The organism is Aquicoccus sp. (assembly GCF_041686535.1).
GTDB lineage: Bacteria > Pseudomonadota > Alphaproteobacteria > Rhodobacterales > Rhodobacteraceae > Aquicoccus.
Genome location: NZ_JAWLDS010000002.1, coordinates 25,413 through 50,314 on the forward strand (window position 1 = coordinate 25,413; position 24,902 = coordinate 50,314).

30 protein-coding genes are annotated in these 24,902 nt (G+C 63.1%); 12 read left to right on the forward strand and 18 right to left on the reverse strand.

All coding sequences use genetic code 11. The features are described 5' to 3' along the window. Positions 1–45: 45 nt before the first annotated feature. Both ACESL9_RS00865 and ACESL9_RS00870 read left to right on the forward strand, forming a co-directional pair. Complete coding sequence (locus tag ACESL9_RS00865) at positions 46–1,152, forward strand: ABC transporter permease (RefSeq protein ID WP_372610557.1); 1,107 nt, start codon at positions 46–48, stop codon at positions 1,150–1,152. After that, positions 1,149–2,747, forward strand: a complete 1,599-nt coding sequence (locus ACESL9_RS00870) for an ABC transporter ATP-binding protein (protein WP_372610559.1) — start codon at positions 1,149–1,151, stop codon at positions 2,745–2,747. Before ACESL9_RS00865 ends, ACESL9_RS00870 begins: the two co-directional genes overlap by 4 nt. A 19-nt stretch (positions 2,748–2,766) precedes the next feature. Here the strand turns inward: ACESL9_RS00870 and ACESL9_RS00875 are convergent, their stop codons facing one another. Further along, positions 2,767–3,696: an endonuclease/exonuclease/phosphatase family protein gene (locus tag ACESL9_RS00875; RefSeq protein WP_372610561.1), complete on the reverse strand. Its 930-nt coding sequence runs from the start codon at positions 3,694–3,696 to the stop codon at positions 2,767–2,769. A 17-nt stretch (positions 3,697–3,713) separates the two neighbouring features. Next, entirely contained in the window at positions 3,714–5,069 is a 1,356-nt protein-coding gene (gene hemN / locus ACESL9_RS00880) for an oxygen-independent coproporphyrinogen III oxidase (RefSeq protein WP_372610563.1), read from the reverse strand. A 65-nt stretch (positions 5,070–5,134) separates the two neighbouring features. Here hemN and fnrL point away from each other — a divergent pair, with 65 nt between their 5' ends. Next, entirely contained in the window at positions 5,135–5,881 is a 747-nt protein-coding gene (gene fnrL / locus ACESL9_RS00885; RefSeq protein WP_372610565.1) for a transcriptional regulator FnrL, read from the forward strand. Positions 5,882–5,932: 51 nt separating this feature from the next. Here the strand turns inward: fnrL and ACESL9_RS00890 are convergent, their stop codons facing one another. The 4 genes from ACESL9_RS00890 to ACESL9_RS00905 form a co-directional block, all read right to left on the reverse strand. Then, positions 5,933–6,265, reverse strand: coding sequence for an H-NS family nucleoid-associated regulatory protein (locus tag ACESL9_RS00890; RefSeq protein WP_372610715.1), 333 nt, complete (start codon positions 6,263–6,265; stop codon positions 5,933–5,935). Between the two features lie 211 nt (positions 6,266–6,476). Next, complete coding sequence (locus ACESL9_RS00895; RefSeq protein WP_372610567.1) at positions 6,477–7,451, reverse strand: quinone oxidoreductase family protein; 975 nt, start codon at positions 7,449–7,451, stop codon at positions 6,477–6,479. A gap of 25 nt (positions 7,452–7,476) precedes the next feature. Further along, entirely contained in the window at positions 7,477–8,463 is a 987-nt protein-coding gene (locus ACESL9_RS00900) for an NAD(P)H-quinone oxidoreductase (RefSeq protein WP_372610569.1), read from the reverse strand. Between the two features lie 10 nt (positions 8,464–8,473). Continuing rightward, positions 8,474–9,145: a COQ9 family protein gene (locus ACESL9_RS00905; protein ID WP_372610571.1), complete on the reverse strand. Its 672-nt coding sequence runs from the start codon at positions 9,143–9,145 to the stop codon at positions 8,474–8,476. Between the two features lie 281 nt (positions 9,146–9,426). Here ACESL9_RS00905 and ACESL9_RS00910 point away from each other — a divergent pair, with 281 nt between their 5' ends. Next, the gene (locus ACESL9_RS00910; protein ID WP_372610573.1) at positions 9,427–10,194 is read left to right on the forward strand and encodes a FadR/GntR family transcriptional regulator; all 768 of its coding nucleotides are present in this window, start codon (positions 9,427–9,429) and stop codon (positions 10,192–10,194) included. Positions 10,195–10,344: 150 nt separating this feature from the next. Here the strand turns inward: ACESL9_RS00910 and ACESL9_RS00915 are convergent, their stop codons facing one another. The 5 genes from ACESL9_RS00915 to ACESL9_RS00935 form a co-directional block, all read right to left on the reverse strand. Continuing rightward, complete coding sequence (locus tag ACESL9_RS00915; protein WP_372610575.1) at positions 10,345–10,902, reverse strand: F0F1 ATP synthase subunit B; 558 nt, start codon at positions 10,900–10,902, stop codon at positions 10,345–10,347. Between the two features lie 4 nt (positions 10,903–10,906). Beyond that, on the reverse strand, positions 10,907–11,452 hold the full coding sequence (locus ACESL9_RS00920; protein ID WP_372610577.1) for a F0F1 ATP synthase subunit B': 546 nt from the start codon (positions 11,450–11,452) through the stop codon (positions 10,907–10,909). Between the two features lie 82 nt (positions 11,453–11,534). Next, entirely contained in the window at positions 11,535–11,771 is a 237-nt protein-coding gene (locus tag ACESL9_RS00925) for a F0F1 ATP synthase subunit C (RefSeq protein WP_111362866.1), read from the reverse strand. Positions 11,772–11,845: 74 nt separating this feature from the next. Then, positions 11,846–12,553, reverse strand: a complete 708-nt coding sequence (locus tag ACESL9_RS00930; protein ID WP_372610717.1) for a F0F1 ATP synthase subunit A — start codon at positions 12,551–12,553, stop codon at positions 11,846–11,848. Between the two features lie 54 nt (positions 12,554–12,607). Beyond that, positions 12,608–12,940, reverse strand: a complete 333-nt coding sequence (locus tag ACESL9_RS00935) for an AtpZ/AtpI family protein (protein WP_372610579.1) — start codon at positions 12,938–12,940, stop codon at positions 12,608–12,610. A gap of 231 nt (positions 12,941–13,171) precedes the next feature. Here ACESL9_RS00935 and ACESL9_RS00940 point away from each other — a divergent pair, with 231 nt between their 5' ends. Then, positions 13,172–13,507 carry an ArsR/SmtB family transcription factor gene (locus ACESL9_RS00940; RefSeq protein ID WP_372610581.1) on the forward strand — a complete coding sequence of 112 codons (336 nt, stop codon included), beginning with the start codon at positions 13,172–13,174 and terminating at the stop codon, positions 13,505–13,507. Positions 13,508–13,521: 14 nt separating this feature from the next. On the opposite strand, the gene ACESL9_RS00945 is transcribed toward ACESL9_RS00940, so the two are convergent. Next, a complete protein-coding gene (locus ACESL9_RS00945; protein WP_372610583.1) occupies positions 13,522–14,406 on the reverse strand; it encodes a DMT family transporter in 885 nt (294 codons plus the stop codon). Further along, complete coding sequence (locus ACESL9_RS00950) at positions 14,403–15,287, reverse strand: LysR family transcriptional regulator (protein ID WP_372610585.1); 885 nt, start codon at positions 15,285–15,287, stop codon at positions 14,403–14,405. The genes ACESL9_RS00945 and ACESL9_RS00950 overlap by 4 nt, the downstream gene beginning before the upstream one ends. Before the next feature lie 100 nt (positions 15,288–15,387). Here ACESL9_RS00950 and ACESL9_RS00955 point away from each other — a divergent pair, with 100 nt between their 5' ends. Then, entirely contained in the window at positions 15,388–15,855 is a 468-nt protein-coding gene (locus tag ACESL9_RS00955; RefSeq protein ID WP_372610587.1) for a hypothetical protein, read from the forward strand. Here ACESL9_RS00955 and ACESL9_RS00960 read toward each other — a convergent pair. After that, positions 15,833–16,615, reverse strand: a complete 783-nt coding sequence (locus tag ACESL9_RS00960; RefSeq protein WP_372610589.1) for a hypothetical protein — start codon at positions 16,613–16,615, stop codon at positions 15,833–15,835. The genes ACESL9_RS00955 and ACESL9_RS00960 overlap by 23 nt on opposite strands. A gap of 302 nt (positions 16,616–16,917) precedes the next feature. On the opposite strand from ACESL9_RS00960, the gene ffh reads away from it, so the two are divergent. The 6 genes from ffh (at position 16,918) to rimM (ending at position 21,149) form a co-directional block, all read left to right on the forward strand. Continuing rightward, complete coding sequence (gene ffh / locus ACESL9_RS00965) at positions 16,918–18,417, forward strand: signal recognition particle protein (RefSeq protein ID WP_372610591.1); 1,500 nt, start codon at positions 16,918–16,920, stop codon at positions 18,415–18,417. A gap of 4 nt (positions 18,418–18,421) precedes the next feature. Then, complete coding sequence (locus tag ACESL9_RS00970) at positions 18,422–19,015, forward strand: GNAT family N-acetyltransferase (RefSeq protein ID WP_372610593.1); 594 nt, start codon at positions 18,422–18,424, stop codon at positions 19,013–19,015. Next, entirely contained in the window at positions 19,012–19,563 is a 552-nt protein-coding gene (locus ACESL9_RS00975; RefSeq protein WP_372610595.1) for a GNAT family N-acetyltransferase, read from the forward strand. The genes ACESL9_RS00970 and ACESL9_RS00975 overlap by 4 nt, the downstream gene beginning before the upstream one ends. 289 nt (positions 19,564–19,852) lie before the next feature. Continuing rightward, entirely contained in the window at positions 19,853–20,149 is a 297-nt protein-coding gene (locus ACESL9_RS00980; RefSeq protein ID WP_372610597.1) for a chorismate mutase, read from the forward strand. A 44-nt stretch (positions 20,150–20,193) separates the two neighbouring features. Next, positions 20,194–20,580: a 30S ribosomal protein S16 gene (rpsP, locus tag ACESL9_RS00985; RefSeq protein WP_372610599.1), complete on the forward strand. Its 387-nt coding sequence runs from the start codon at positions 20,194–20,196 to the stop codon at positions 20,578–20,580. Between the two features lie 59 nt (positions 20,581–20,639). Then, positions 20,640–21,149, forward strand: a complete 510-nt coding sequence (gene rimM / locus ACESL9_RS00990) for a ribosome maturation factor RimM (RefSeq protein WP_372610601.1) — start codon at positions 20,640–20,642, stop codon at positions 21,147–21,149. Between the two features lie 19 nt (positions 21,150–21,168). Here rimM and ACESL9_RS00995 read toward each other — a convergent pair whose 3' ends face one another. The 4 genes from ACESL9_RS00995 to ACESL9_RS01010 form a co-directional block, all read right to left on the reverse strand. After that, entirely contained in the window at positions 21,169–23,196 is a 2,028-nt protein-coding gene (locus tag ACESL9_RS00995; protein WP_372610603.1) for an FAD-dependent oxidoreductase, read from the reverse strand. Positions 23,197–23,341: 145 nt separating this feature from the next. Continuing rightward, entirely contained in the window at positions 23,342–23,635 is a 294-nt protein-coding gene (locus ACESL9_RS01000; protein WP_372610605.1) for a hypothetical protein, read from the reverse strand. Positions 23,636–23,676: 41 nt separating this feature from the next. Beyond that, on the reverse strand, positions 23,677–24,051 hold the full coding sequence (locus ACESL9_RS01005) for a hypothetical protein (RefSeq protein WP_372610607.1): 375 nt from the start codon (positions 24,049–24,051) through the stop codon (positions 23,677–23,679). 8 nt (positions 24,052–24,059) lie between these two features. Continuing rightward, positions 24,060–24,833 carry a DUF6478 family protein gene (locus ACESL9_RS01010; protein ID WP_372610609.1) on the reverse strand — a complete coding sequence of 258 codons (774 nt, stop codon included), beginning with the start codon at positions 24,831–24,833 and terminating at the stop codon, positions 24,060–24,062. Positions 24,834–24,902 lie beyond the last annotated feature (69 nt).

Genomic DNA, 24,902 nt, shown 5'->3' on the forward strand with positions numbered 1-24,902 from the left:
GCGAAATCCCATGCCGATGTTTCCCGTGAAAAGGAAACACCTTAGATGGCGCTTTCCCCACTCAACCAGCGCCGCTGGCGCAATTTCCGCCGCAACGGGCGGGCGTTCTGGTCCTTGTGGCTCTTCCTTGTCCTGTTCGTGACTAGCCTCTTTGCCGAGTTCATCGCGAATGACAAACCGATCATCGTGCAGTATCGCGGCGATTTCTATTACCCGATCTTCGATTTCTATCCCGAGACCACCTTTGGTGGTGATTTCCGAACCGAGGCGGTCTATCGCGACCCCGAGGTGCAATGCCTGATCGTGACCGGGGGGCTCGAGCTTTGTTTCGATGACCCCGAAGCCCTGATCGAAGATGCGGCGGATGGCGAGATCGAAGGCGAGGCGATCGAGAAAGGCTGGATGATCTGGCCGATCATCCCTTATTCATATGACACCAGCGTCGATCGGCTTGGCGCGGCCCCGCTGCCACCCGGCGAGGGCAATCTTCTGGGCACGGACGATACCAAGCGCGACGTGATGGCGCGCGTCATCTACGGGTTCCGATTGTCGGTGCTCTTCACCCTGATCGTGACGGCGCTGGCCAGCCTTCTGGGCATCGCGGCGGGCGCGGTGCAGGGGTATTTCGGGGGCTGGCTTGACCTGATCTTCCAGCGCCTCATCGAGATCTGGAGTGCGACACCACAGCTTTACGTGATCATCATCATGTTCGCCGTGCTCGGGCGAAGTTTCTGGCTCCTGGTCTTCATCACGGTGCTTTTCGGCTGGACCGCGCTTGTCGGCGTGGTGCGGGCCGAGTTCCTGCGCGCGCGCAACCTTGAATACGTGCGTGCGGCCAAGGCGCTGGGCGTGTCGAACGCAAAGATCATGTTCCGCCACATGCTGCCCAACGCCATGGTGGCAACGCTGACCATGCTGCCCTTCATCGTCACCGGCACGATCGCACTGTTGGCCAGTCTCGATTTCCTGGGCTTTGGCCTCCCGGCCAGCGCGCCCAGCCTTGGGGAACTGACACTCCAGGCCAAGCAGAACCTCCAGGCGCCCTGGCTGGCCTTTACCGCCTTCACCACGTTCGCCGTCATGCTGTCGCTCCTGGTATTCATCTTCGAAGGTGTGCGCGACGCGTTCGATCCGAGAAAGACCTTTCAATGAGCCTTCTGGATGTGCGCAATCTGTCGGTGGCCTTCCGTCAGGATGGCAAGGTGATCGAGGCGGTGCGTGGCGTGTCGTTCAGTGTCGACCGGGGCGAGACCGTTGCGCTGGTGGGCGAAAGCGGGTCCGGCAAGTCCGTGACGGCGCTTTCGACCGTGTCGCTGTTGTCGGGCAGCGCCGAGGTCGCCGGGTCGGTCACTTATGACGGTCAGGAAATGATCGGCGCGGATGGCGCGCGGCTGCGCAAGGTGCGGGGCAACGACATCAGCTTCATCTTTCAGGAGCCGATGACATCGCTCAACCCGTTGCACACGATCGAGAAACAACTGGCCGAAAGCATCGCCCTGCATCAGGGGCTGGAGGGCAAGGCGGCGCGCGCGCATATCCTCTCGCTGCTCGAAAGGGTCGGCATTCAGGATGCCGAGACGCGGCTCACCGCCTATCCGCACCAGCTTTCGGGCGGGCAGCGGCAGCGGGTGATGATCGCGATGGCGCTGTCGAACAAGCCCGACATCCTGATCGCGGACGAGCCGACCACCGCGCTCGACGTGACGATCCAGGCGCAGATCCTCGAATTGCTGGCCGAACTGAAGCGCACCGAGGACATGGGGCTTTTGTTCATCACCCATGATCTGGGCATCGTGCAGCGGATCGCCGACAAGGTCTGCGTGATGAAGGAAGGTGAGATCGTCGAGGCCGGCCGGACGCAGGAGCTTTTCGCCAATCCGCAGCATCCCTATACGAAAAAGTTGATCGGCGCGCGCGCGGTGGGGCAGCCCGCGCCGGTAAATTCCGGCGCGCAAGAGATCGTGCGCACCGATCACCTCAAGGTCTGGTTCCCGATCCAGAAAGGCTTTCTCAGGCGCACGGTCGGCTACGTGAAGGCGGTCAATGACGCCACGATCAGCGTGCGGGCGGGCGAGACGCTGGGGATAGTGGGAGAATCGGGCAGCGGCAAGACGACTCTGGCGCTCGCCATCATGCGGCTGATTTCCTCAGAGGGTGGCATCACCTTCGACGGTCAGGACGTGCGCGCATGGTCCACCAGGAAGCTGCGCAAGCTGCGCCGCGAGATGCAGATCGTGTTTCAGGACCCCTTCGGCTCATTGTCGCCGCGCATGACCTGCGAACAGATCATTGCCGAGGGGCTGGGTGTGCATGGCAACCCCGGCGGCCGATCCGAGCGTGAACTGGTGGCCGAGGTGATGGAAGAGGTGGGGCTCGATCCGGTCACGATGGACCGTTACCCGCATGAATTCAGTGGCGGCCAGCGCCAGCGCATCGCGATCGCCCGCGCGATGATCCTGCGCCCGCGCCTCGTGGTGCTGGACGAGCCGACCAGTGCGCTCGACATGACGGTGCAGGTGCAGATCGTCGACCTGCTGCGCGATCTTCAGGTGAAATACGGGCTGGCCTATCTCTTCATCAGCCATGATCTCAACGTGGTGCGCGCGATGAGCCACAAGATGCTCGTGATGAAACAGGGCGATATCGTCGAGGCGGGCGACGCGCAGGCCCTGTTCGAAGCGCCGCAGACCGAGTATGCGCGCACGCTGCTGGCCGCGGCACTCGATGTGAAGGCCAAGCCCGCCTGACCCTGCCGACCGGACGGGCTCAGGCGAGATCGACGTGAATCAACGCGTGATCGCTGGCATGGGGCCGGTGGTGGCCGGTGCCGGACAGATGCGGACCATGGTAGCGCCGCACCTCGTATCCCATGCCCTGTCGCAGGATCGCGGGGCGGGCGTCGGGATTGCGCGCCGCCAGCGCAGGCGACGCCAGGAGCTTGTCAGGACAGGCATAGAGATGTTCGTCGGGTTGATACCATGACCATCGCTCGGCTTCGGGCAGCCGGTCGATCAGGTTGACCGAGAAGGGTGAGAGAAGCGGTGCAATGGCCCGCCGATGCCCGCCCGGCGCATCGCGCGGATCGTTGAGATCGCCGAGGACGAGCCATGCCGCCCCCGGCGGATCGTCAAAGCGCCTCTCGATCAGGTGGCGCAGCGCCAGCGCCTCGGCGCGTCGGGTGAACCACGCGCCCGCCTCATCGGGATAGGGCGCCTTGAAATGACAGACGAAGAGGGTGATGCCGGCAAGCTCGACGACGAGGCAGTCGCGTCGGAACACCGGTGCATCTGCGTCGAGCCCCAGCGCGGGGTCGAGTCCGGCCTGGCGCGGAGTGAGCTGCGCATAGCTGGTGACCTGCCCGGGTGCGACGCGCGAGAGCAGCGCGAGATCGAGCCCGCGCCCGTCATTGCCCGGCAGGCAGACGCGGTGCGGATAGGGCGCGCCCGCGGGCACGAGATACCGGTCGTGAAAGTGATCGAGGGTCTCGATGTCGAACACCTCCTGCAAGGCGACGACATCGGCCCGCGCCTCGCGGATCAAGGCCGCGGTCAGGCGCCGGTCGGTCGGGTCGAGATCCTTCGCCGCGTCCCCGAGATCCTGTGCCGTGTCCCGATCGCGCGCCCCGTCGAGATTTGCGCGCCCGTTCGCGTCGTGCCGCAGGCGCATGTTCTGCACGTTGAGCGTGGCGATGCGCATGGGCCTGCCGCCCGCGATCAGATTGCCGAACTGTGACCGGCCTTGGACAGGTCATAGGCGTCAAAGGCGCGCGCCACAATCCGGGTGAGCGGACGCGCCTTGAGCGGAATCGCGAGCCCGGCTTCGGTGATCTTCAGCAGGCCGTCGAACTCGGCCTGCACCTTGTCGAACATCGCGAAGAGCGCCTCGTGCGAGATGTCGAAATCGCGCAGGATCTCGGCCGCATCGATCCTGAAATCGCACATCAGCATCTCGATCATCCGGCTGCGCATCTTGTCCTCGGCCGTAAAGACGTGGCCCCGCGTGGTCGAGAATTGCCCGTCACGAATCCGCGCGGTGTGGGCCGACGTGGCCGGCGCGTTCTGGGCATAGCCTTGCGGAAAGCGCGAGATCGACGATGCGCCCAGCCCGATCAGGGCATCGGCCGGATCATCGGTGTAACCCTGGAAATTGCGTCGCAGCGTGCCGTTGCGCTGTGCCTTGTTCAGCCCGTCCCCCTCGACCGCGAAGTGGTCGATCCCGATCTCGGCATAGCCGTCCCACAAGAACAGCTTGCGGGCGGTTTTGAAGAGCGCCAACCGCTCTTGCGGCGTGGGAAGCTTGTCGGAGGGGATCATCTGTTGCCGCTTGGCCATCCACGGCACATGGGCGTAACCGTAAAGCGCCACACGGTCTGGCGAGAGCGCCAGCAGCTTCTGGACGCTTTCGGTGATTCGCGCATTCGACTGGTCGGGCAGGCCAAAGAGAATATCGGCGTTGAGCGAGGTCACGCCGCGCGCGCGAATCTCGTCCACGGCCTGGCGTGTGATGTCAAAGCTCTGGATGCGGCCGATGGTTTTCTGGATCTCGTCGTTGAAATCCTGCACCCCGATCGAGGCGCGGTTCATCCCCGCCGCCGCCAGCGCGTCGAGCCGTGGCCCGTCGATCTCGTTCGGGTCGATTTCCACCGAGAATTCATAGCCTTCCGCGAAAGGGGCGATGTCGGCAATGGCCCCGGCCAGATCACGCATCATCGACGGGGCAAGCAGTGTCGGCGTGCCGCCGCCCCAATGCAGACGCGACAGGCGCACGCCTTCGGGAAGCACCTGCCCGAGCATTTCGATCTCGGCCTTCAGGGTTTCGAGATAGGCCAGCACAGGAGCATCGGACTGGGTGCCCTGAGTGCGGCAGGCACAGAACCAGCACAGCCTGCGGCAGAACGGAACATGAATATAGAGCGAGACCTCTGAATCGGGCGCGATCGCTCCGATCCAGCTGGTGAATTCCCCGGGGCCGACCGACGTATTGAACTGCGGTGCCGTGGGATAACTCGTATACCGCGGCACTTTCGCGTCAAATAGACCCAAATGGGCGAGTTGCGTTTGCGTAACCATCCGTAAACAGGTAGCGTCGAGTACAATTCATATCTTTGACTTAGATCAAGCGCGAACAGGTCGATATGCTGAAAGAACCAACCATTGCGACGCCGCAGGAATGTGCCGATTGTCCGATCAGGCACAGGGCGGTTTGTGCGCGCTGCGAGCCCGAGGAACTGGGACTGCTTGAAGAGATCAAGTATTACCGGAAGTTCGAAGCCGGGCAGACTGTCATCTGGGCGGGCGACCGCATGGATTTCGTGGGCTCTGTCGTGACCGGGATCGCGTCACTGACCCAGACCATGGAGGACGGGCGCACCCAGATGGTGGGCCTGCTCTTGCCCAGCGATTTCGTGGGTCGTCCCGGTCGGGACGGCGCTGCCTATGACGTGGTGGCCACGACCGATCTCGTGATGTGCTGCTTTCGCAAGAAACCGTTCGAACACATGATGGAGAACACCCCGCATATCGCGCATCGCCTGCTCGAAATGACCCTGGATGAGCTGGATGCGGCGCGCGAATGGATGCTGGTGCTGGGCCGCAAGACCGCCCGCGAAAAGATCGCCAGCCTGTTGTCGATCGTCGCCCGTCGCGATGCCACCTTGCGCCAGGTGGGGATGACCGGGACGCTGGTGTTCGATCTGCCGCTGACCCGCGAGGCAATGGCCGATTATCTCGGGCTCACCTTGGAAACGGTGAGCCGCCAGATTTCCGCGCTCAAGCGGGATGGGGTGATCGAACTCGAAGGCAAGCGCCACGTCACCGTGCCCGATTTCGTCCGCCTGATGGAAGAGGCGGGCGACGACAGCGACGGCGGCATGCTGGCCTGAGCGTCAGGGCAGGGCGCGGCGCGCTGCGCCGCCCGTCCGCGTCAGACCAATTCAGATCGCCAGGTCGTCCAGGCTCTTGCCCTCTTGCAGCGCTTGCAACACCCATGCCGGGCGCCGGCCCCTGCCTGTCCAGGTTTGCGACGGATCGGCGGGATTTGCGTATTTCGCCACGCCCTTGGACCTGGGTTTGCCCTTGCCGCGTCCGCGCAGTGCATTTTCTGTGGTCAATTCATCGAGTGAATAGCCCATTTCCTTGGCTTTCGCTTCCAGTGCGGCCAGCGCATTCATTCTTTCGCGTGCCTCCACTTTCTCGATCGCCTTGGCAACCTTGCGTTCAAGCGATTTCAATTCGCTCGTGGACATGGCTGTCAGGTCCGCCATCATGATTTTGTCTTCTTGAGTCATGGTGTTCCCCATTTCATCCGTATTCTACAGTTTCTTGATCGTTCAGATACAGGTTTTTTTTCTGATGATCACTTGTCGACTGCAAAGCAATGCGCACGCAAGAGTAAAAGACGAGAGTCCACATATGGTGAACCAAGATGTATTGAAAATGCGCATGGGCCTCGCATTTTCGATCCCATGCGCATCAAATTCAGATTTCTATAATTGTCGATCCGGTGGTTTTGCGCGCTTCGAGCGTTTCATGTGCGGCACGAATATCATCCAGTGCAAAGCGTTGGCCGATATTGATCACCACGTCGCCTTTTTCGACTTTCTCGAAAAGATGGTTGGCCATGGCCTGGCATGTGTGGTGATCCGCGATATGCGTGAAAAGCGTGGGCCGCGTGATCTTGAGCGATCCTTTCTGCCCGAGAATGCCGATATTGAACGGCGGCACCGGACCCGAGGCATTGCCGAAGGAAATCATCATCCCCAGGGGTTTAAGCGAATCGAGCGAACCCTCGAACGTATCGGCGCCCACTGAATCCATCACCACGTCCACGCCTTTTCCATCGGTCAATTCCTTCACTTTCGCGGTGAAATCTTCATCGCGGTAATTGATGCAATGGCTGGCCCCGTGATCGAGCGCCAATTGGCATTTCTCGTCCGTGCCGGCCGTCCCGATCAGGGTGATCCCTTCCGATCGCGCCCATTGACAGGCGATCAGCCCCACACCCCCGGCAGCGGCGTGAAAGAGCACGGTGTCGCCTTTCTGAATCGGGGTCGTGCGATGGAAAAGATATTGCACCGTCAATCCCTGAAGCATCATCGCCGCCGCGGTATCCGTGCCGATCGCGTCGGGCAGTTTCATGACCTGTGCGGCGGGCATGACCCGCGCCTCGCAATAGGCACCGGGCGGCATGCTGGCATATCCCGCGCGATCCCCGGGCGCGAGGTGCTTTACGCCTTCGCCCACCGCCTCGACAATGCCCGCGCCCTCCATTCCGAGCGTCAGGGGAAGATCGTTGGGGTAAAGCCCCGTGCGCTGATAAACGTCGATGAAATTCAGCCCGGCAAATTCGTGCCGAATGCGAATTTCCCCCGGCCCCGGATCGCCCACCGGGCGATCCACGATCTGCATGGTCTCGGGTCCGCCGAATTTCTCGATGATGACTGTTCTTGCCATGTGATTTCTCCTTGTGTGGCGGCCTTCACGCACCGACCTTCAAAACGATCTTGCCCACATGCCCCGGGCTTTCGATCCGTGCATGGGCATCGGATGCCTTTTCAAGCGGGAATTCGCTGTCCATCACCGGTGCCACCGCCCCCGCATCCAGAAGCGGCCAGACATGGGCGCGCAGCTCTTCGGCGATCCGTGCCTTGGCGAGGTCCGATTGCGGGCGCAGGGTGCTGCCGGTGATGGTCAGCCGCCGCACCATGAGTTGGGCGAAATTCAACTCGACCTTGGGACCGTTCAGAAACGCGATCTGCACCAGCCGCCCGTCATTGGCGAGCGCGTTTACGTTACGCGGAAGGTAATCGCCCCCTACCATGTCAAGGATCAGGTCGGCGCCTCCGGCTTCCTTCATCACCTCGACGAAATCCTCCGTCCTGTAGTTGATCGCCCGTTCCGCCCCGAGATCGGTGCAGACTTGGCATTTCTCGTCCGAGCCGGCCGTGGCAAAAACCCGGGCGCCGAAATGGTTTGCCAGTTGAATGGCGGTCGTCCCGATGCCCGAGCTGCCGCCATGCACAAGGAACCGTTCCCCGGCCCTCAACCCGCCCCGCATGAACACGTTGGTCCAGACGGTGAAAAACGTCTCGGGCAGACAGGCGGCTTCGCGCAAATCCATACCCTTGGGGATCGGCAGGCAATGCGCCGCCGGCGTGGCCACGTACTCGGCATATCCGCCGCCCGGCAGAAGCGCGCAAACCTTGTCGCCCACTGACCACTCGGTCACGCCCGGGCCGACCTCGACCACCTCGCCCGATGCCTCCAGCCCGGGCAGGTCGCTCGCCGTGGGGGGCGGTGCGTAGTTGCCCGCACGTTGCAGCGCGTCGGGCCGGTTGACCCCGGCCCAGGCCACGCGGATCACCACATCGCCCTGTCCGGCCCGCGGCATGGGCCGCTCGCAGGGCACCAGAACCTCGGGCCCGCCCGGCGTGGAAATCTCGACCGCTTTCATCGTCTCGCTCATCTTCGCTCCCTCACTTGTCCCAATGTCCCGGCATGTCATCGCGTGGCCTGGGTGCGCGGATGCGGCCCAGCGCATCCAGCGGCCCCTTGAGCACCCGTGACAGCGCCGGGTTGTCGCGCAGGTTGGCCTTGACCTTCTCGAACTGCATCACGTCCTCGATCCGCCGGTCGAGAAACGCCCATGTCGCCGCGAACCCCTCGCTCTCGTCTCCCAGCCAATAGAGCAGGGTCGAGGAATAGACCCCGGAAAGCGTCATCCGCTTGGTGTACCAGTTCACGTCATCCGACGTGTCGCCAAGGCTGCGCCAGATCAGATCACACGTGCCCCAGATCAGCCGCGCACCCTCGGGCGCATGTTGCGGCAGCGCGAAGAGAGTCATCCCCCGGCGCACAAGTTCCTTGTCCTCGACCGCCTCGATCCGGAACCGCACGGCCGCCGCGATCCGGTCGCGAAAGCGCATCTGCGAAAGCTCGGCCTCGTTCAGGCGTTCGACCATGCGTCGGTCGCCGCGCTTGTGAAACGCCACGGCAAGATCCACGGCGCCGCGCGGGCACACGGCCCGGGCAAGCGCCATCTCGACCCCGCTCTCTTCCACGGCGGCCGTGAAGGTCGCCTCGCTCCACCCGTCGAACGGCACATGGATCAACGCGGCATCCAGCAGTTTCTCGATCATGTCGGACATGGCAACTCCCTTGTCGCCGGTTGGGCGACGTGTTTGCGCCGACCTTAACGCCACGGGCAGGAAGTGCCAATTGCCGAACACGAAATCCCATCGAGGGCGCGCGGCGTATTAACTTTTACGCGGCTAACGAATGCGTGATCCACCCGACAGCCGGGCGGCAGCCGGATGTCAGCCGGATGTCACCCCGCCCTTTTGGGCGCATCCAATGGCGTTAACCACGGTCTTGCGATCACGGAAAAGCGGTCATAAGGTTTGACCAATTAACGTATCGGGTTTTTCATATGCCGTTCCATCCCGTCCATCCCGAAAAGCTCTCGTCCGCGGTTGTCCGCCAGATCGAACTGCTGATTCTGCGCGGAATCCTGCACCCGGGCGAGCGGCTCCCCCCCGAGCGTGAGCTTTCCGAGAAACTCGGCGTCTCGCGCCCGTCCCTGCGCGAAGCCGTGGCCGAGTTGCAATCCCGCGGGCTTCTTGCATCCCGCGCCGGGTCGGGGATTTATGTTGCCGACGTTCTTGGGTCGACGTTTTCGCCGGCGCTTGTTCGGCTCTTTGCCGCGCATGAGGAGGCGGTGTTCGATTATGTCTCGTTCCGCCGCGACCTCGAAGGAATGACCGCCGAGCGCGCCGCACGTTACGCGTCGGACACCGATCTCGAGGTTATTGCAACGGCTTACGAACGGATGGTGGCCGCGCATCACAAGGTCGATACTGCGCTCGAGGCCGAGACGGATGCCGATTTTCACATGGCGATCATCGAATCCTGCCACAATGTGGTGATGCAACACATGATGCGCTCGATGTATGATCTTCTGCGCGAGGGCGTGTTCTATAACCGTGCCCAGATGTTCCGCCAGACCACCTCGCGCGAGGATATCCTGGCCCAGCATGCGGCGATCAACTCGGCCCTTCAGGCCCGCGATTCAGCCGGGGCCAAGGCCGCCGTCGAGGCGCACATGGACTACATCGAAACGGCGCTGCGCGCCCAGGCCAGGGCGGACCGCAACGAAGCCATCGCGCGCCAGCGTATCGAGCACGAAAAGGCCCGCTGACAACGCTGGTCAAGGATTATCACCGCGCGCTCCCGCCTGTTTTCATCAGGCTTTCTGGGTCAGGCTGCGCACCGTCTGAAAATGAAAAACCCGGGCACGCAACCCGGGCCTTCCCATTCTTGAACCACGCGCCGAACCGACAGCGCGTGATCAGTGAAGCTTGGCCTCGACCTCGGAAATCGCCGAGTCGATCAGCTTGTTGCCCTCGGTCGCGGTCATGTTCTTGGCAATCACGTCACGGGCGGCCGCGATGGCGATGGCGACTGCCTGGTCCCGGACGTCCCTGATGGCTGCGGCTTGCGCGCTGGCGATCTGATCCTCCGCCGCGGCCATGCGACGCGCGATGGATTTCTTCAGGTCTTCCTTGGCCAGTTCCGCCGCGGTCGCCGCCTCTTCCTTGGCATGGGCGATGATCCGTTCGGCCTGTGCGGCAACGTCCTTTTGCTTGCGCTCATAGGACGCCAGCACACTCTGCGCCTCGTCACGCAGGCGACGCGCCTCGTCGAGTTCCGACTGGATACCTGCCGCGCGCTTGTCCAGCAGGCCCAGCAACATGCCAGGCACCTTGTAGTAGACCAGGATCGCGATAAAGATCAGGAACCCGATCAGGACCACGAAATCGGTATTGCCGAGCGAGAAGAACGGGCCCGATGCGGCCAGCGCCGGGCTGGCAGCGAAAAGGGCGATCAATGTGGCAAGGCTGCGCATGAGATTACCCTTTCATCCGTTCGTTGACGGCCGCCGTCACACTCTTGGCGTCGGCCTTTCCGCCCATGGCGGTCACGATGTCCTGTGCCGTGTCCATGGCGACTTCCTTGACCGCCTCGAGCGCGCCTTCGCGGATCTCGGCGATCTTCTTCTCGCTTTCCGCGGCCTGGGCCGCGATCTCGGCATCGGCCTTGGCGATCTCGACATCCATTTCGGCCTTCATCTCGGCCTTGGCCTCGGCCACGATACGCCCCGCTTCGGCCTTGGCCTCGGCGAGCGCCTTTTCATACGCCGCTTCCGCTTCTTGAGCCTTCTTTCTAAGCTCTTCGGCGGCGGCGATGTCGTTGGTGATCCTGCCCTGACGTTCCGCCAGAACCGATGCGATCCTCGGGAGGGCGATCTTGGACAGGATGAAAAACATCACCAGCAGTGTCACGACCAGCCAGAAGATCTGGTTGCCCATCCAGTCGCCGCAAAGCTGCGGCATGCCTATGGCGCTACCGCCTGCGTCAACGCAGGAACTGGCCGGGGCTTGGGTCTCGCTTGCCATGTCGTAATTCTCCTCGAACCGGGATTACAACGGGCGGGTCATGCCTGACAACCCGCCCGAGCGTAAGGATGGCCCGATCGGATCAGACGGCAAACATGAGCAGAAGCGCAACGAGGAACGAGAAGATCCCCAGAGCTTCGGCAAAGGCGATGCCGATGAAGAGCGTCGCGGTCTGGCCGGGGGCCGCCGACGGGTTGCGCAGTGCGCCCGACAGGAAGTTGCCGGCAACGTGGCCAACCCCGATGGCTGCAGCGCCCGAACCGATAGCGGCGAGGCCGGCACCGATGAATTGACCCATTTCAGCGATATTGCCTTCCATTGTGATTTCTCCTTACGTTGGAATTGGCGAATGATGCAGGGCGGGCAGGTGGCCCGCCGAACCTTGATGAAACCTCAGTGCGACGGGTGCAGTGCATCCTTGAGATAGACGCAGGTGAGGATGGTGAAAACATAGGCCTGGACGCAGGCCACGAGCAGTTCGAGCGCGTACATCGCGGTGATCGCGCCAATCGCAAAGGGGGCGATCAGGGCCGAAGCGGCAAAGCCCGCGAACACCTTGAGCACCGCGTGCCCGGCCATCATGTTTCCGGCAAGACGAATGGAGTGGCTCACCGGACGCACGAAGTAGGAAATCAGCTCGATCACGGCCAGAACCGGGCGCAGGGCGAGCGGCGCGCTCGACACCCAGAACAGCCCGAGGAAGCCGGCACCGTTCTTCACAAGGCCAAGGATCGTCACGCTCAGGAACACCCCCACGGCCAGAACAGCGGTTACCGCGATATGCGAGGTCGTGGTGAATGCGGTCGGGATCAGGCCCAGCACGTTGCTGAACAGCACGAACATGAAAAGCGTCATGATGTAAGGGAAATACTTGAGCCCGTCCTTGCCGGTCACGTCCTCGATCATCTTGTAGACAAAGCCATAGGCCAATTCGGCCACCGACTGGCTGCGGCTTGGCACTATGGCGCGGCCCGACGTGCCCACGATCAGCAACAGCACCACCGCCAGCACGCTGGCTGCCATCCAGAGCGTCACGTTGGTCACGGTGAACATGCCCACGGGTCCGTCGCCGAACAACGGCTTGACGATAAACTGATCCATCGGGTGAAATTCCAGCCCCGAACCTTGCCCGGAATGCGTCTCGCTTGCCACGTCCTACATCCTCTCGTCTTCTTCGGCCCTGCCGGGCTCATCCACGATGTCGAACTCTTTCGCGGTTCGCAACATCGTGCGGACACCGGCAACAAAGCCCAACAATGTCATCAGCACGAGAAAGATCGGAAGCGTTCCGAGCAGGCGGTCAAGCCCGTATCCCATGCCGAAACCGATCAACAGACCGGCAACCATCTCAATCACCATCCGCCAGCCGATCTGGGCCTTCGAATAGTGTTCTTCCTGATGGGGCTTGTCGCGTTCACCGGCCTTTTTCATCGCCGCGATCCGTGCGTCCAACTCCGCAAGGCGCTGCTTTGGATCGGGATCGGTCACGCGAATTCCCCCATCGGAAATTTGAGCCTTTGCTAGGCGGCGGGCTGCACAGAGTCAAGCGCCTTGGATGCCTTGGGAAGCATCGCGCAAGTCCCTGATATATGGCCTTTTTCTCTGTACGTCGTTCAGTGCCCCATCTTGCTGCCGGGGGCGGTGGAGGGCCGTTTAGGCAGATGGTCATATTCAACCGAACGGTTGACGAAAGTGCCGGTCTCGGACAAACCCTATCACATGAGCGAAACCCTTGATGCCACATTCGCCGCACTGGCCGACCCCACGCGGCGGGCGATCCTGACAATGTTACTCGAAGATGACATGGCGGTCACCGATGTGGCCGATCCGTTCGAGATGTCGCTCGCGGCGATTTCCAAGCACCTGGCGATCCTGACCCGCGCCGGTCTCATCAGCCAGGAAAAGCGTGGCCGCGTGAAATGGTGCAAGCTCGAACCCGACGCGCTGCGCGGGGCCTCGGTCTGGATGCAGGGCTTCGGTCAGTTTGAGCCGGTCAACCTCGATGCGTTCGAGCGGTTTCTCGAAGGAGAACTCGGTTCCGATACGGCGACGTAGCCCGGGCACATTTCTCAATGCCCCTCGTCCTTGAGCAGCACCAGAAGCGCGACCATGGTAAGGCCCACCCCCGCCATCACCAGTGCAGGCGGGACATCATGGCCCAGGCCAATCTCCCAGGCGATCACCCAGCTGGGCGTGAGATAGGTATAGGCCATCACCTTGGCCGAGGGCAGCCGCAGTGTGGCGAATTGCAAGAGAACGAAGGTGACCGCGCTGGCAAAGACCGCGACATAGATCAGCGTGATCCAGACAATCGCGGGCAGCGCTGCCCAATCGGTCGCCCGGATATCGCTCCAGCCATAGATCGTGACCAGCACACAGCCCGCCAGCAGCATGCCGAAGGTGAACACGACCGGAGATTCCCCGCGATTGAGCAGCCGTACCATGGGCGTATAGGCGGCATGCGCGACGCAGCCCCAGAAATAGATCATCTCGCCGTGTCCGACCTCGAAGGCGCGAACCGCCTGCCAATCGGCGCGAAAGATCACCCAGAGCGCTCCCGCCGCCCCGATGCTCAGCCCCAGCGCCATACGCGGTGTCGTGATCTGTCGCAGCATCGCGTACCCGATGATCGCCGACATCACCGGGGTCAGCGTGAACACCGCCGAGGCCGAAACCGGCGCGGCCGTCTTGAGCCCCTCGAACATGAGGACGAAATAGGCAGCGAAAGTCCCGCCAAGCAAAAGGTAACGCCAGGGCGCCTTGGCCGCGCTTTTCGGTATGCCGGTCGTGGCCAGCGCGGCAGCGCCAACCAGAACTGCCGCGATCAGAAAGCGCGGCGCATTGAGCGCGGCAGGCGCGATATGCGGGGCTGCCATCACCCCGAGCGAGAACGATCCCGCCACCAGTGCCGAAAAGGCAAGCATTGCCAGATGCCCGGCCTGCGCAGCTGTCACGGCTTGTGCCTCTCCGAAATCGTCTGCTTGAGATGCTTGAGGAAGGCCTGCACCTTGGCCGTCCGGTGCAGGTCCATATGGGTCACGATCCAGAGCGGGATCGCCCAATCCCGGCGTGGCGCCATGACTTCCGACAGGTGAGGTACCCGCTTTGCATCCTCCACCGCCATGAAGCCGAGTCCCGCCCCGGCCAGGATCGCCTCTTCCTGCGCGTGGAAATCATCGGCGCGGAACACGATCCGGTCCTCGGAAACATGCGTGCGCAGCCACTGGGCAAAGGGCGCGCGCGAGCCCGTGTCATCGGTACCGACAAAAAGGTGATCGCCAAGTTCCGCGGGGCCGGACGGGCGCCCGTGGGTGTCGGTATATGTCTTGCTGGCGTAAAGCCCGACCGGTTGATCCAGCAGCTTCTGCACGACATTGTCCGGCTCGCCGGGGGCGTTCTGTCCTGCCCGAATGGCGACATGCGCCTCGCCATATTCAAGCCGAAACAACCTCTCACTTGCCTTGAGGCGAACGACGAGACCCGGGTGCTGGTTCTGGAAGGTCGCCAGGATCGGCGCCAGGATGCGGCTGAACTCGGCCAGGGCGGTGACGACAAGCTCTCCGGTGACCTCGTTGCCACGTCCCTTGATGCGCCCGGCCAGCTGGGCGAACTGGTCATCGGTCGCTCGTGCGACGCGCAACAGGTCTTCACCGGCTTCTGTGGGGGTGTAGCCGCGCGAATGGCGCTGGAACAGTTTGACGCCCAACCGCCCCTCGAGGGCGTCGACATGACGGATCACCGTGGCATGATGGACCCCCAGAACTTCGGCCGCGCCGCTCACCGTTCCCAGTCGCGCCACCTGAAAGGCGGTTCTCACCTCATCCCAGTTTTCCACGGGTTCTCCTGTGCGACAGCAAACAATACCGGGCGAATCTTGCCATACCTGTTGGGAATTGCAATTGAAACCGGTTTCCAACTGCGCCTAACCTGGCAGCATGAAGATCAAGACCGATACAGCCGATCTCCTGATCATCGACGAGACGCCCTGGCTGCTCGGCGCGATTCTCATTGTCTTTATCCTGATCTTTGTTGGCGTCGGGCTCGGCCTGGTCCTCGATGGGGTCTGGCAGGGATTGATCTTCCTCGTGGTCGGGGGCGGGATGGGGGCTGCGGCCTTCTTTCTGTTCGTGCGGCGGGTTCAGCTGGTCTTTTACAGACCCGAAGGCTGGGTCGAGATCCGCCGTGCCAATATCCTGCGACATTCCCGGGTACGCCACACCATCGACGAGATTTCGCGCGCGGTTGTCGAGGAAAGCGCGGGCAAGAGCGGACCGCTCTACCGGGTTGCGCTTGAGATCGACCAGGGGCAAAGCGCCGGTCGTCATCCCCTATCGCTGGCATTCTCCAGTATCGGCGATCATCACGCCATTGCCGACGCGATCAACGATTGGCTCGCGGGTTGATAAGGCGCGTCAAGGCGTCGTCGCCTCCCCTCCGGCCAGCCCATTCTTCGCTAAGGGCCGCGCGTTCGGCTTCGATCAACTCGTCGACCTGCGTGATCCGCGTCCCGCTGCCGCGCATGTGATCCATGAGCCGGTGCGAGTGCAGGATGGTCGGGATCGCGTCTTCCGGCTCCCACGCGTCCAGAACGGTCAGGCGGCGCAGGTTGAACTCGGGTGGCAGCACGTAGAAGGCCAAATCGCCTTGCCAGAGCATGTCCTTGAGAACGACCTGATCACGCACAACGCCGGCTTCGGCGAAGCGCCGCGCCCAGTCGCGCAGGAAATCCATGACCCGCTTATCCCGGCGGTAGAGCACGACGCCGGAATTCATCTGCGGAAAGGCATAGGGTGTGCCGTGATCAAGCCCTTCGCGGATCAGGTCGCTCGCCCGGCGGACATCATGGGCCAGCGCCATCTCGAACCGCCCCAGCAAGTCGAAGAGGTCGCCCAACGGGGCCGTGACCAACGTATCGCAATCGAGGTAAAGCGTGCGCTCGAACCGGGTCTGCCCCATGCAGTCGAGCTTTGACCGGCGATGCGGGTTCTCGATCGTGTGCACCGCATCGAACAGATCACGCGGCACCGCATCCGGCGCATCGGTGAACAGATCGATCGGCAGTCCCGGTTCCACCTGCCGCAACGACCGCGCCGATTGCAGGGCAAGATCGCGGTAGTCGTGCCCCGTCGCCACGTAGATCACACCCTTGTCCATTGCCTTCATGGTCTTTTCCTTCTTCTTCGTTGCCAGCCTTCCTTCGTCATACGTACGAAACCCCCATCCGGCCCACTCTTTGCCCTCGCTTCATGGGTCAGGCACCGATGCCGACACTTGACTCCCGCGCGTCATCGTCGTAATGCCCGCGCAATACCCGGAAGCCGCCAGACTTCCGGTCCCATGGGCCATGTCCCGGGATCGCCCCCCGTCAGCGCGTCGCGCCCACGGGGGCATGTGTCGTTTGGCATTGAGCCGCTCCACCCTTATCTGGTGGGCATGAAGATGAAACGGTCGAAGGAGCCGACGAGATGTTTGAAAACCTGTCCGAACGCCTCTCCGGTGTCTTTGACCGCCTGACGAAACAGGGCGCGCTGTCCGAAGACGACGTCAAGACCGCCCTGCGCGAAGTGCGTGTCGCCCTGCTCGAGGCTGACGTCTCGCTGCCCGTTGCGCGCAGTTTCATAAAGCGTGTGCAAGACCAGGCCACCGGCCAGGCGGTGACCAGATCCGTCACCCCGGGTCAACAGGTCGTCAAGATCGTGCACGACGCTTTGGTCGAGACCCTCACCGGTGACGAGGACCCCGGCAAGCTCAAGATCGACAACCCGCCCGCGCCGATCCTGATGGTTGGTCTGCAGGGTGGCGGCAAGACCACCACCACCGGCAAGCTCGCCAAGCGCCTCAAGGACCGCGAGGGCAAGAAAGTCCTCATGGCCTCGCTCGATGTCTATCGCCCCGCCGCGATGGACCAGCTTGCCATTCTGGGTACACAGATCGGCGTCGATACGCTGCCCATCGTGCCGGGCCAGAAACCCGTCGATATCGCCCGCCGTGCCAAGCAACAGGCCACGATGGGCGGTTACGACGTCTATATGCTCGACACAGCCGGCCGGCTTCAGATCGACGAAACCCTGATGCAGGAGGTCGAAGACGTCCGCGACGTGGTTCATCCCCGCGAGACGCTTCTGGTGGTCGATGGTCTGACCGGTCAGGTTGCCGTCGAGGTGGCCGAGGAGTTCGACGCCAAGATCGGCATTTCCGGTGTCGTGCTCACCCGGATGGACGGCGACGGGCGCGGCGGCGCGGCGCTTTCGATGCGGGCGGTGACGGGCAAGCCGATCCGTTTTGTCGGTCTCGGCGAAAAGATGGATGCGCTCGAAACCTTCGAGCCCGAGCGCATCGCCGGCCGCATCCTCGGCATGGGCGATATCGTCTCGCTCGTCGAGAAGGCACAGGATACCATCGAGGCCGAACAGGCCGAGCGCATGATGAAACGGTTCCAGAAGGGCCGCTTCAACATGAACGATCTCAAGATGCAGCTCGAGCAGATGCAGAAGATGGGCGGCATGGAAGGCGTGATGGGCATGATGCCCGGCATGGGCAAGATGGCAAAGCAGATGGAAGGCGCCGGCATCGACGACAAGATGCTTGCCCGCCAGATTGCGCTCATCCAGTCGATGACCAAGAAAGAGCGCGCCAACCCCCAGATCCTTCAGGCCAGCCGCAAGAAACGCATCGCCAAGGGCGCGGGACTCGACGTTTCCGACCTCAACAAGCTTCTCAAGATGCAGCGCCAGATGGGCGACATGATGAAGAAGATGGGCAAGGGCGGCATGCTCAAGCAGGCCATGAAGGGCATGTTCGGCAAAGGCGGTGCGCCCGCGGACATGGCTGGCATGGCCGAGGGCATGGACCAGAAGGCGCTGGAAAAGGCGGCCAGGCAGATGGGGCAGGGTGGCGGTCTGCCCGGCCTTGGCGGCGGCATGGGCCTGCCTTCGGGCCTCTCGGGCCTGGGCAAGAAGAAGTAGACGGTTGACCCGGCCGATCGCATATCCCCACGAGGCTCCGCCGACCGGCGCCTCCGCCGCCCTTGCCGCTGGATTGCGTGCAGGGCTGCCACGGCTTGAAACCGCGCGGCTGATCTTGCGTGCGCCCGAAATCTCCGATTTCGCCACCTATCGCACCATCGCCATGTCCGACCGGGCCGGTTTCATGTATTCCGAACCGCTCGACCGCGAAGGCGCCTGGCTTGACTTCACGCAATGCGTGGCCAACTGGTTGCTGCGCGGCCACGGGCTCCTGACGATTACCGGTCGCGAAGATGCTACCGTCTTTGGCTTCGTGCTGATTTGCATGGAGTTCGGCGACCGCGAGCCGGAACTCGGCTGGTTCCTTGCTCAGGACGCTGAAGGGTGCGGAATCGCGTTCGAGGCGGCGCAGGCCCTGCGCGACTGGGGGATCGGCATTGCAGGGCTGACCTCGCTGGTCAGCTATATCGACCCACTCAATAGCCGATCCATCGCCTTGGCTGAACGCCTCGGTGCCCGCCGCGACCCACAAGCCGAAGCCGCTTTCGACGAACCGCTGCTGGTCTACCGCCACCATCCGAGCGAGGTTCCGCAATGACACTCGCCCCCGACATCCCGGTTCTCGAGACCGAGCGCCTGATCCTCCGCGCCCCGCGCGAGAGTGATTTCGAGCACGAACGCGATTTCTTTGCCACCGAGGGGTCGCGATTTGTCGGTGGTCCGCTTCCGGCGCACCGGGTCTGGCGGAGCCTTGCCATGCTGGTCGGGCACTGGGCCTTTCGCGGCTATGGCTTCTGGGCGCTCGACGACAGGGCGACGGGTCAATATCAGGGTCGCGTCGGCCTTTGGTTCCCCGAGGGCTGGGCCGAACGCGAGATCGGATGGACGCTCATGCCCCATGGACAGGGCAAAGGCTATGCTACCGAGGCCGCTTTGGCCGCGCGCGCCCATGCCTATGACGTGCTGGGATGGGACACCGCGATTTCCCAGATCGACCCGAGAAACGAGGCGTCAAAGGCCGTTGCTCGCCGCCTCGGTGCATCCTTCGAAAAGATCTACGATGACCCCGAATATGGACCGGTCGAGATCTGGCGCCACCTCGCGCCGGCCGATATCGAAAACGGCGGGATGGAGGCTTACGCCTGATGCGCACCACGAATATCCCCAGGCCGGAACCCCTGTGTCTTGTCCCCCGCGGACCCCGGTGCGGCGCTTTCCCCGAGGTCAAGGCAGCCTTCCCGTCCCATCGCACGCCTGTCACGGGCCGCCCGCTCGCTCGTGCCGCGTACGCATTGATCCTTTGTCCGGCTCGACCCGGACAAGCCGTCGTCCTTGGGGCGAACCTTGCCGCAGGCGCCCCCTTTTCACGCCACGCAGGGCAGCGAGGATGCGGTCAATTTCATCGATCCGCGCTTCAAACCGAAAGGATGGACCATTGACTGACGCTGTCACCCGTGCCGCAGACCTGCTCAGGGAGCACCGCGCCAGCATCGACCGGCTCGATGCAATCCTTGTCTATACGCTGGGCGAGCGGTTCAAGCACACCCAGGCGGTGGGCAAGCTTAAGGCCGAACACGATCTTCCCCCGTCCGATCCCACGCGCGAAGCGCAGCAGATCGGACGGTTGGAACAATTGGCGCAAGACGCCGATCTCGACCCGGAATTTGCCCGCAAATTCCTCAATTTCATCATCGCTGAAGTGATTCAGCACCATCGCCAACATCAAACCTAGGGTGGGGCTTTCCCACCAAACTCGCCATTCAAAGGAGAAACGACATGGCTATGAAAATCCGGCTCGCCCGCGGCGGTTCGAAAAAACGTCCCTTCTACCGCATCGTCGCGGCCGATTCCCGCATGCCGCGCGACGGCCGTTTCATCGAGAAGCTGGGTACCTATAACCCGCTGCTGCCCAAGGATAGCGAAGACCGCGTCAAGATGGATCTCGAGCGCGTGCAATACTGGCTCGACCAGGGCGCGCAGACCACCGACCGCGTGTCGCGCTTTCTCGAGGCCGCCGGCGTGATCGCCAAGAAAGAGCGCTCGAACCCGAAGAAGGGTACCCCCGGCAAGGCCGCACAGGAACGGGCCGAGGCCAAGGCGGCAAAAGCCGCCGAAGCCACTGCTGCCCCGGCCGAAGCGACCGAAGAGGCCAGCGCCGAATAATCCGGTGTCCGGGCCGGAACTGTCCGGCCCGGTCCACCCCGATCCGCGAAGGCAAGGCCATGACAGACCTCATCTGCGTCGGTGCCATTGCGGGCGCTTATGGCGTCCGCGGCGAGGTGCGGCTCAAGAGCTTCACCGCCGATCCTTTGGCAATTGCCGATTACGCGCCGCTGACAACCCGCGACGGCGGTCGCGCCTTTTCGGTCGCGATCATCCGTCCGGTCAAGGGCGGATTTGCCGCCCGCCTTTCCGGCGTCACCACCAAGGAAGAGGCCGATGCGCTGCGCGGGACCGAGCTTTATGCCCCCAGAGACAAGCTGCCCTCGCTACCTGATGACGAATTCTATCATGCCGACCTGATCGGGCTTGTCGTCCTTGATACCGGTGGCGCCGAGCTGGGCCGGGTGAAATCGGTCCAGAATCACGGCGCGGGCGATTTGCTTGAAATCACCGGCCCGGGCCTCAAGGATAGCGTGCTTTTGCCCTTCACCCGTGAGGCGGTGCCAACCGTCGATCTTGCCTCCGGGCGTCTTGTCGCCGACCCGCCCGAGGGGCTTTTCCCCGAGTGACCGGCGCCACCCGGTGCGCTCAAAGCTGCGCGCCCAGCCGCACCCCCTGATCGATCGCCCGCTTGGCATCAAGCTCCGCTGCCAGCTCGGCCCCGCCGATCACGTGGCAGGGTTTGCCCCGCGCCTCGAGCGTATCGGCCAGCGACCGTTCGCTCACCTGGCCGGTGCACAGAACGATCGTATCGCATTCGATCACGCGCGGATCTTCCCGTGCCTCGCCGCTGCTGACATGCAGGCCGTCGGCATCGATCCGCTCGTAGTTGACGCCGCCCACCATCTCGACCCCCTTCATGCGCAACGCGGCGCGGTGAATCCAGCCGGTCGTCTTGCCCAGGCCCTTGCCCAGAGCCTTGGTCTTGCGCTGCATCAGTGTTATCTGGCGCGCCGCGGGATGCGGCTGCGGCCCCGCCGCGGCCAACCCGCCGGGTGCCTTCTCGGGGTCGCCCACCCCCCATTCCTCGCGCCACAGCGCAAGGTTCTCGGTCGGGCTTTCGCCATCATGCACCAGGAACTCGGAAACATCGAACCCGATGCCTCCGGCCCCGATCACCGCGGCGCGGCGACCCACCTCGGCCCCGCCGCGCAGCACATCGACATAGGACAGCACGTTCGCCGCCTCCTGCCCCGGGATGCCCGGATCGCGCGGGATCACACCCGTGGCCACGATCACCTCGTCGAACGGGTCCAGTATTTCCGCCGTTGCCTCGGTGCCAAGGCGCAATTCAACCCCGTGTTTTTCCATCATCGTGGCGAACCAGGCGACCAGCCCGTGAAACTCTTCCTTGCCGGGGATCACCTTGGCCATGTTGAGCTGCCCGCCGATCTCGGGGGCCTTGTCAAAGAGCGTCACCGCGTGGCCCCGCTCGGCCGCCGTCATCGCCACCGACAGCCCCGCCGGGCCCGCGCCGACCACCGCGACGCGCTTTTTCTCGCCTGCGGGTTCAATCATGATCTCGGTCTCGAAGCAGGCCCTGGGGTTCACCAGACAGCTTGAGACCTTGCCGCTGAACGTGTGGTCGAGACAGGCCTGATTACAGGCGATACAAGGTGCAATCTCCTCCGCCCGCCCGTTTTCGGCCTTCTGCACGAAATCCGGATCGGCGAGGAAGGGTCGCGCCATGCTCACCATGTCGGCGCATCCTTCGGCCAGAACCTGTTCGGCCACCTCGGGCGTGTTGATCCGGTTCGAGGTGATCAGCGGGATCGACACCTTGCCCATCAGCTTTTTCGTTACCCAAGCAAAGGCCGCGCGCGGCACGGATGTGGCAATCGTCGGCACCCGCGCCTCGTGCCAGCCGATGCCGGTGTTGATGATCGAGGCCCCGGCCTTCTCGACCTCTCGGGCCAGTTGCACCACCTCTTCGTGGGTCGAACCGTCGGGCACCAGGTCGATCATGCTCAGCCGGTAGATGATGATGAAATCATCTCCCACCGCCGCGCGCACCCGGCGCATGATCTCGATCGGCAGGCGCATCCGGTTCTCATAGGAGCCGCCCCAGCGGTCGGTGCGCTTGTTCACGTGCTTCACAAGGAACTGGTTGATGAAATACCCTTCGGAGCCCATCACCTCGACTCCATCATACCCCGCCTCGCGCGCCCGCGCGGCGGTGGTGGCGAAATCGGCGATCTGTTTCTCGATGCCCGCCTCGTCCAGTTCCTTGGGCGAAAAAGGCGAGATCGGGCTTTTCACCGGGCTCGCACTCACGCATTCCGGGCCATAGGCATAACGCCCGGCATGGAGAATCTGCATCGCGATCCGCCCGCCCGCGTCATGCACCGCATCCGTCACCTGACGGTGGTTGGCGATGTCCTCGGCCGAATAGAGCCCCGCTGCCCCGGGGAAAACGCCGCCCTCGTTGTTCGGCGCGATACCCCCCGTCACCATCAGGCCCACGCCCCCGCGCGCCCGCGCGGCGTAATACTCTGCCACCCGGTTCCAATCGCCCCGCTCTTCCAGCCCGGTATGCATCGAGCCCATGAGAACCCGGTTCTTCAACGTGAGATGCCCGAGGTCGAGCGGCTTCAGAAGATGTGGGTATCCAGTCATGTTGGCCTCCCTTTGCGCAGGCCACATTGCAATCCGGCGGATCACCTGTCACCCCTCAACGCAGCGTCAAGCACCAGCCACCAGACCCGGAGGCCCGAAACGCCTCGCCTGACCGGTATTGCGTTGGCGGCCGCGCCGGCCGCGCCTACCGCGCGTTGTCGACAATCAATGGGGTTTCGAAATACTGGAACCGCGGCCGGCTCCCATAGGTTTTTTCGGCCATGTCGCACCATGCCGCGTCATGTGCCGCCTTCGCATCCTCGACCGACGGCCACAGATAGACCCCGCCGCCAATCCCCGCCTCGGCGTCGAAGAGATAGTATTTCCGCACCAGCTTCTCGTTGGCTTCCCAACGCGGCACCGTTCCCTGGTAAAGCGCCACCGCCTCGTCGCGCGTCATGCCCGCGGGCAGGTCGAACTGCACGATTTCGGTGATCATTCGTCATCCCTCTTCATCCTGCGGGGGCCCCGTTCCCCGTGCTACATCGTCTCAAGGCAATGCCGTCGAAATGCGCGCTTGAGCATGTCCAGCTCGGCGCGAAGGAGGTCGATTTCGGCGCGGATGTCGTCGTCCAGCGCCTCGCCCGCGAGTAGGGTGAACGACCCAAGCTTCTCATCCGCCGCCTTGTCGCGGATCAGGAATGTCTGCACCCCGTCAGCGATCGCCGTGGCGGGCACCGCCACGCGCAACACCCAGGCCCCGGCCCGATCCGGGATCACCTCGACCCCCGAAATCGGTTCCTCGTCCAGCGTCACGGTAATCTCCGGCGGCGCATCCTCTTCGCCCTCGCGCTGCAAGAGACCCTCCCAGACCCCTTCCTTCATCCGCGTCTTGGTCAGGCTCAGATCACCCATCACACCCCCTATAACTCGGCCCGCGGGCGCCGACTGAACGTCAGGTCACGCAGCGTGACCTGGTTCATCTGCGGCCCTTCGAAGATAAGATCGAGCCAAAGCTTGTCGACCCGTTTTTCGTTCAGCTTGGTATAGGCCAGGTCGAACTCGACCATGACCTCTTCAGCACCAAGCGGCAATTCACGCACGATCTGCTCGGTATTGGGCCCGTGTTTCACGTTGAGCCGGGCAAAGATCTCCAGCGGCTTTTCCATCTCGACGATCGCATCCACACGGATCAGATGCTTGCGCTTGAGTCCCTGCGCCGCCTCCTCGGGCAGATCGACCACGAGCGACAGGAACGAGCCGTCGAAATTGAACACGTCCATGCGCAGGCCGAACGGCGCAAGATCCGCCTCGCGCCGGTTGCGCAACTGGCGCAGGGTCAGTTCCGAGCGTTTGCAATCGTGAAACAGTGTCACCTCGTTGCCCAGCATGCTCTTGGTCGCGACCGACGACATCCCCGGCACGGGCAAGGGGCCACGCCAAAGTTCGGGCCGCCATGCCCAGTCGGAATCATGCGGCCTTGGAAAGGCGTGCGAGCCGATGAGCGGAAGCGCCAGCCGGCTTTCCGAGACATGGATCAGCTTGTCGAGATGCGACTTGAGCCGCCGTGCGCGCCCGCGCTGCGTCCGCAAGAGCGACAGATCGGTCGAACCGGCCTCGCGCGCGACACGTGCCCAACGCCGGACCGTTGCCTCGTGCAGCAGCTTTTTGACGATTCCGTTGCCCAATTTCACCATCTCTGCCGGGGGTCGGTTGCCTGTCGCATCCTGTCTGAAATTCCTGGAACAGTCTTACCGGAAACAGAT

Bases quoted from the DNA above. Each gene is read 5' to 3' on its own strand.
- ACESL9_RS00955 (WP_372610587.1), top strand. From the start codon at position 15,388: ATGAAGATCAAGACCGATACAGCCGATCTCCTGATCATCGACGAGACG.
- ACESL9_RS00915 (WP_372610575.1), bottom strand. From the start codon at position 10,902: ATGCGCAGCCTTGCCACATTGATCGCCCTTTTCGCTGCCAGCCCGGCG.
- ACESL9_RS00900 (WP_372610569.1), bottom strand. From the start codon at position 8,463: ATGAGCGAGACGATGAAAGCGGTCGAGATTTCCACGCCGGGCGGGCCC.
- ACESL9_RS00925 (WP_111362866.1), bottom strand. From the start codon at position 11,771: ATGGAAGGCAATATCGCTGAAATGGGTCAATTCATCGGTGCCGGCCTC.
- ACESL9_RS01010 (WP_372610609.1), bottom strand. From the start codon at position 24,833: ATGGTGAAATTGGGCAACGGAATCGTCAAAAAGCTGCTGCACGAGGCA.
- ACESL9_RS01005 (WP_372610607.1), bottom strand. From the start codon at position 24,051: ATGGGTGATCTGAGCCTGACCAAGACGCGGATGAAGGAAGGGGTCTGG.
- ACESL9_RS00995 (WP_372610603.1), bottom strand. From the start codon at position 23,196: ATGACTGGATACCCACATCTTCTGAAGCCGCTCGACCTCGGGCATCTC.
- ffh (WP_372610591.1), top strand. From the start codon at position 16,918: ATGTTTGAAAACCTGTCCGAACGCCTCTCCGGTGTCTTTGACCGCCTG.
- rimM (WP_372610601.1), top strand. From the start codon at position 20,640: ATGACAGACCTCATCTGCGTCGGTGCCATTGCGGGCGCTTATGGCGTC.
- ACESL9_RS00895 (WP_372610567.1), bottom strand. From the start codon at position 7,451: ATGGCAAGAACAGTCATCATCGAGAAATTCGGCGGACCCGAGACCATG.
- ACESL9_RS01000 (WP_372610605.1), bottom strand. From the start codon at position 23,635: ATGATCACCGAAATCGTGCAGTTCGACCTGCCCGCGGGCATGACGCGC.
- ACESL9_RS00975 (WP_372610595.1), top strand. From the start codon at position 19,012: ATGACACTCGCCCCCGACATCCCGGTTCTCGAGACCGAGCGCCTGATC.
- ACESL9_RS00940 (WP_372610581.1), top strand. From the start codon at position 13,172: ATGAGCGAAACCCTTGATGCCACATTCGCCGCACTGGCCGACCCCACG.
- ACESL9_RS00890 (WP_372610715.1), bottom strand. From the start codon at position 6,265: ATGATGGCGGACCTGACAGCCATGTCCACGAGCGAATTGAAATCGCTT.
- rpsP (WP_372610599.1), top strand. From the start codon at position 20,194: ATGGCTATGAAAATCCGGCTCGCCCGCGGCGGTTCGAAAAAACGTCCC.
- ACESL9_RS00960 (WP_372610589.1), bottom strand. From the start codon at position 16,615: ATGAAGGCAATGGACAAGGGTGTGATCTACGTGGCGACGGGGCACGAC.
- ACESL9_RS00865 (WP_372610557.1), top strand. From the start codon at position 46: ATGGCGCTTTCCCCACTCAACCAGCGCCGCTGGCGCAATTTCCGCCGC.
- hemN (WP_372610563.1), bottom strand. From the start codon at position 5,069: ATGGTTACGCAAACGCAACTCGCCCATTTGGGTCTATTTGACGCGAAA.
- fnrL (WP_372610565.1), top strand. From the start codon at position 5,135: ATGCTGAAAGAACCAACCATTGCGACGCCGCAGGAATGTGCCGATTGT.
- ACESL9_RS00930 (WP_372610717.1), bottom strand. From the start codon at position 12,553: ATGGATCAGTTTATCGTCAAGCCGTTGTTCGGCGACGGACCCGTGGGC.
- ACESL9_RS00910 (WP_372610573.1), top strand. From the start codon at position 9,427: ATGCCGTTCCATCCCGTCCATCCCGAAAAGCTCTCGTCCGCGGTTGTC.
- ACESL9_RS00905 (WP_372610571.1), bottom strand. From the start codon at position 9,145: ATGTCCGACATGATCGAGAAACTGCTGGATGCCGCGTTGATCCATGTG.
- ACESL9_RS00875 (WP_372610561.1), bottom strand. From the start codon at position 3,696: ATGCGCATCGCCACGCTCAACGTGCAGAACATGCGCCTGCGGCACGAC.
- ACESL9_RS00870 (WP_372610559.1), top strand. From the start codon at position 1,149: ATGAGCCTTCTGGATGTGCGCAATCTGTCGGTGGCCTTCCGTCAGGAT.
- ACESL9_RS00920 (WP_372610577.1), bottom strand. From the start codon at position 11,452: ATGGCAAGCGAGACCCAAGCCCCGGCCAGTTCCTGCGTTGACGCAGGC.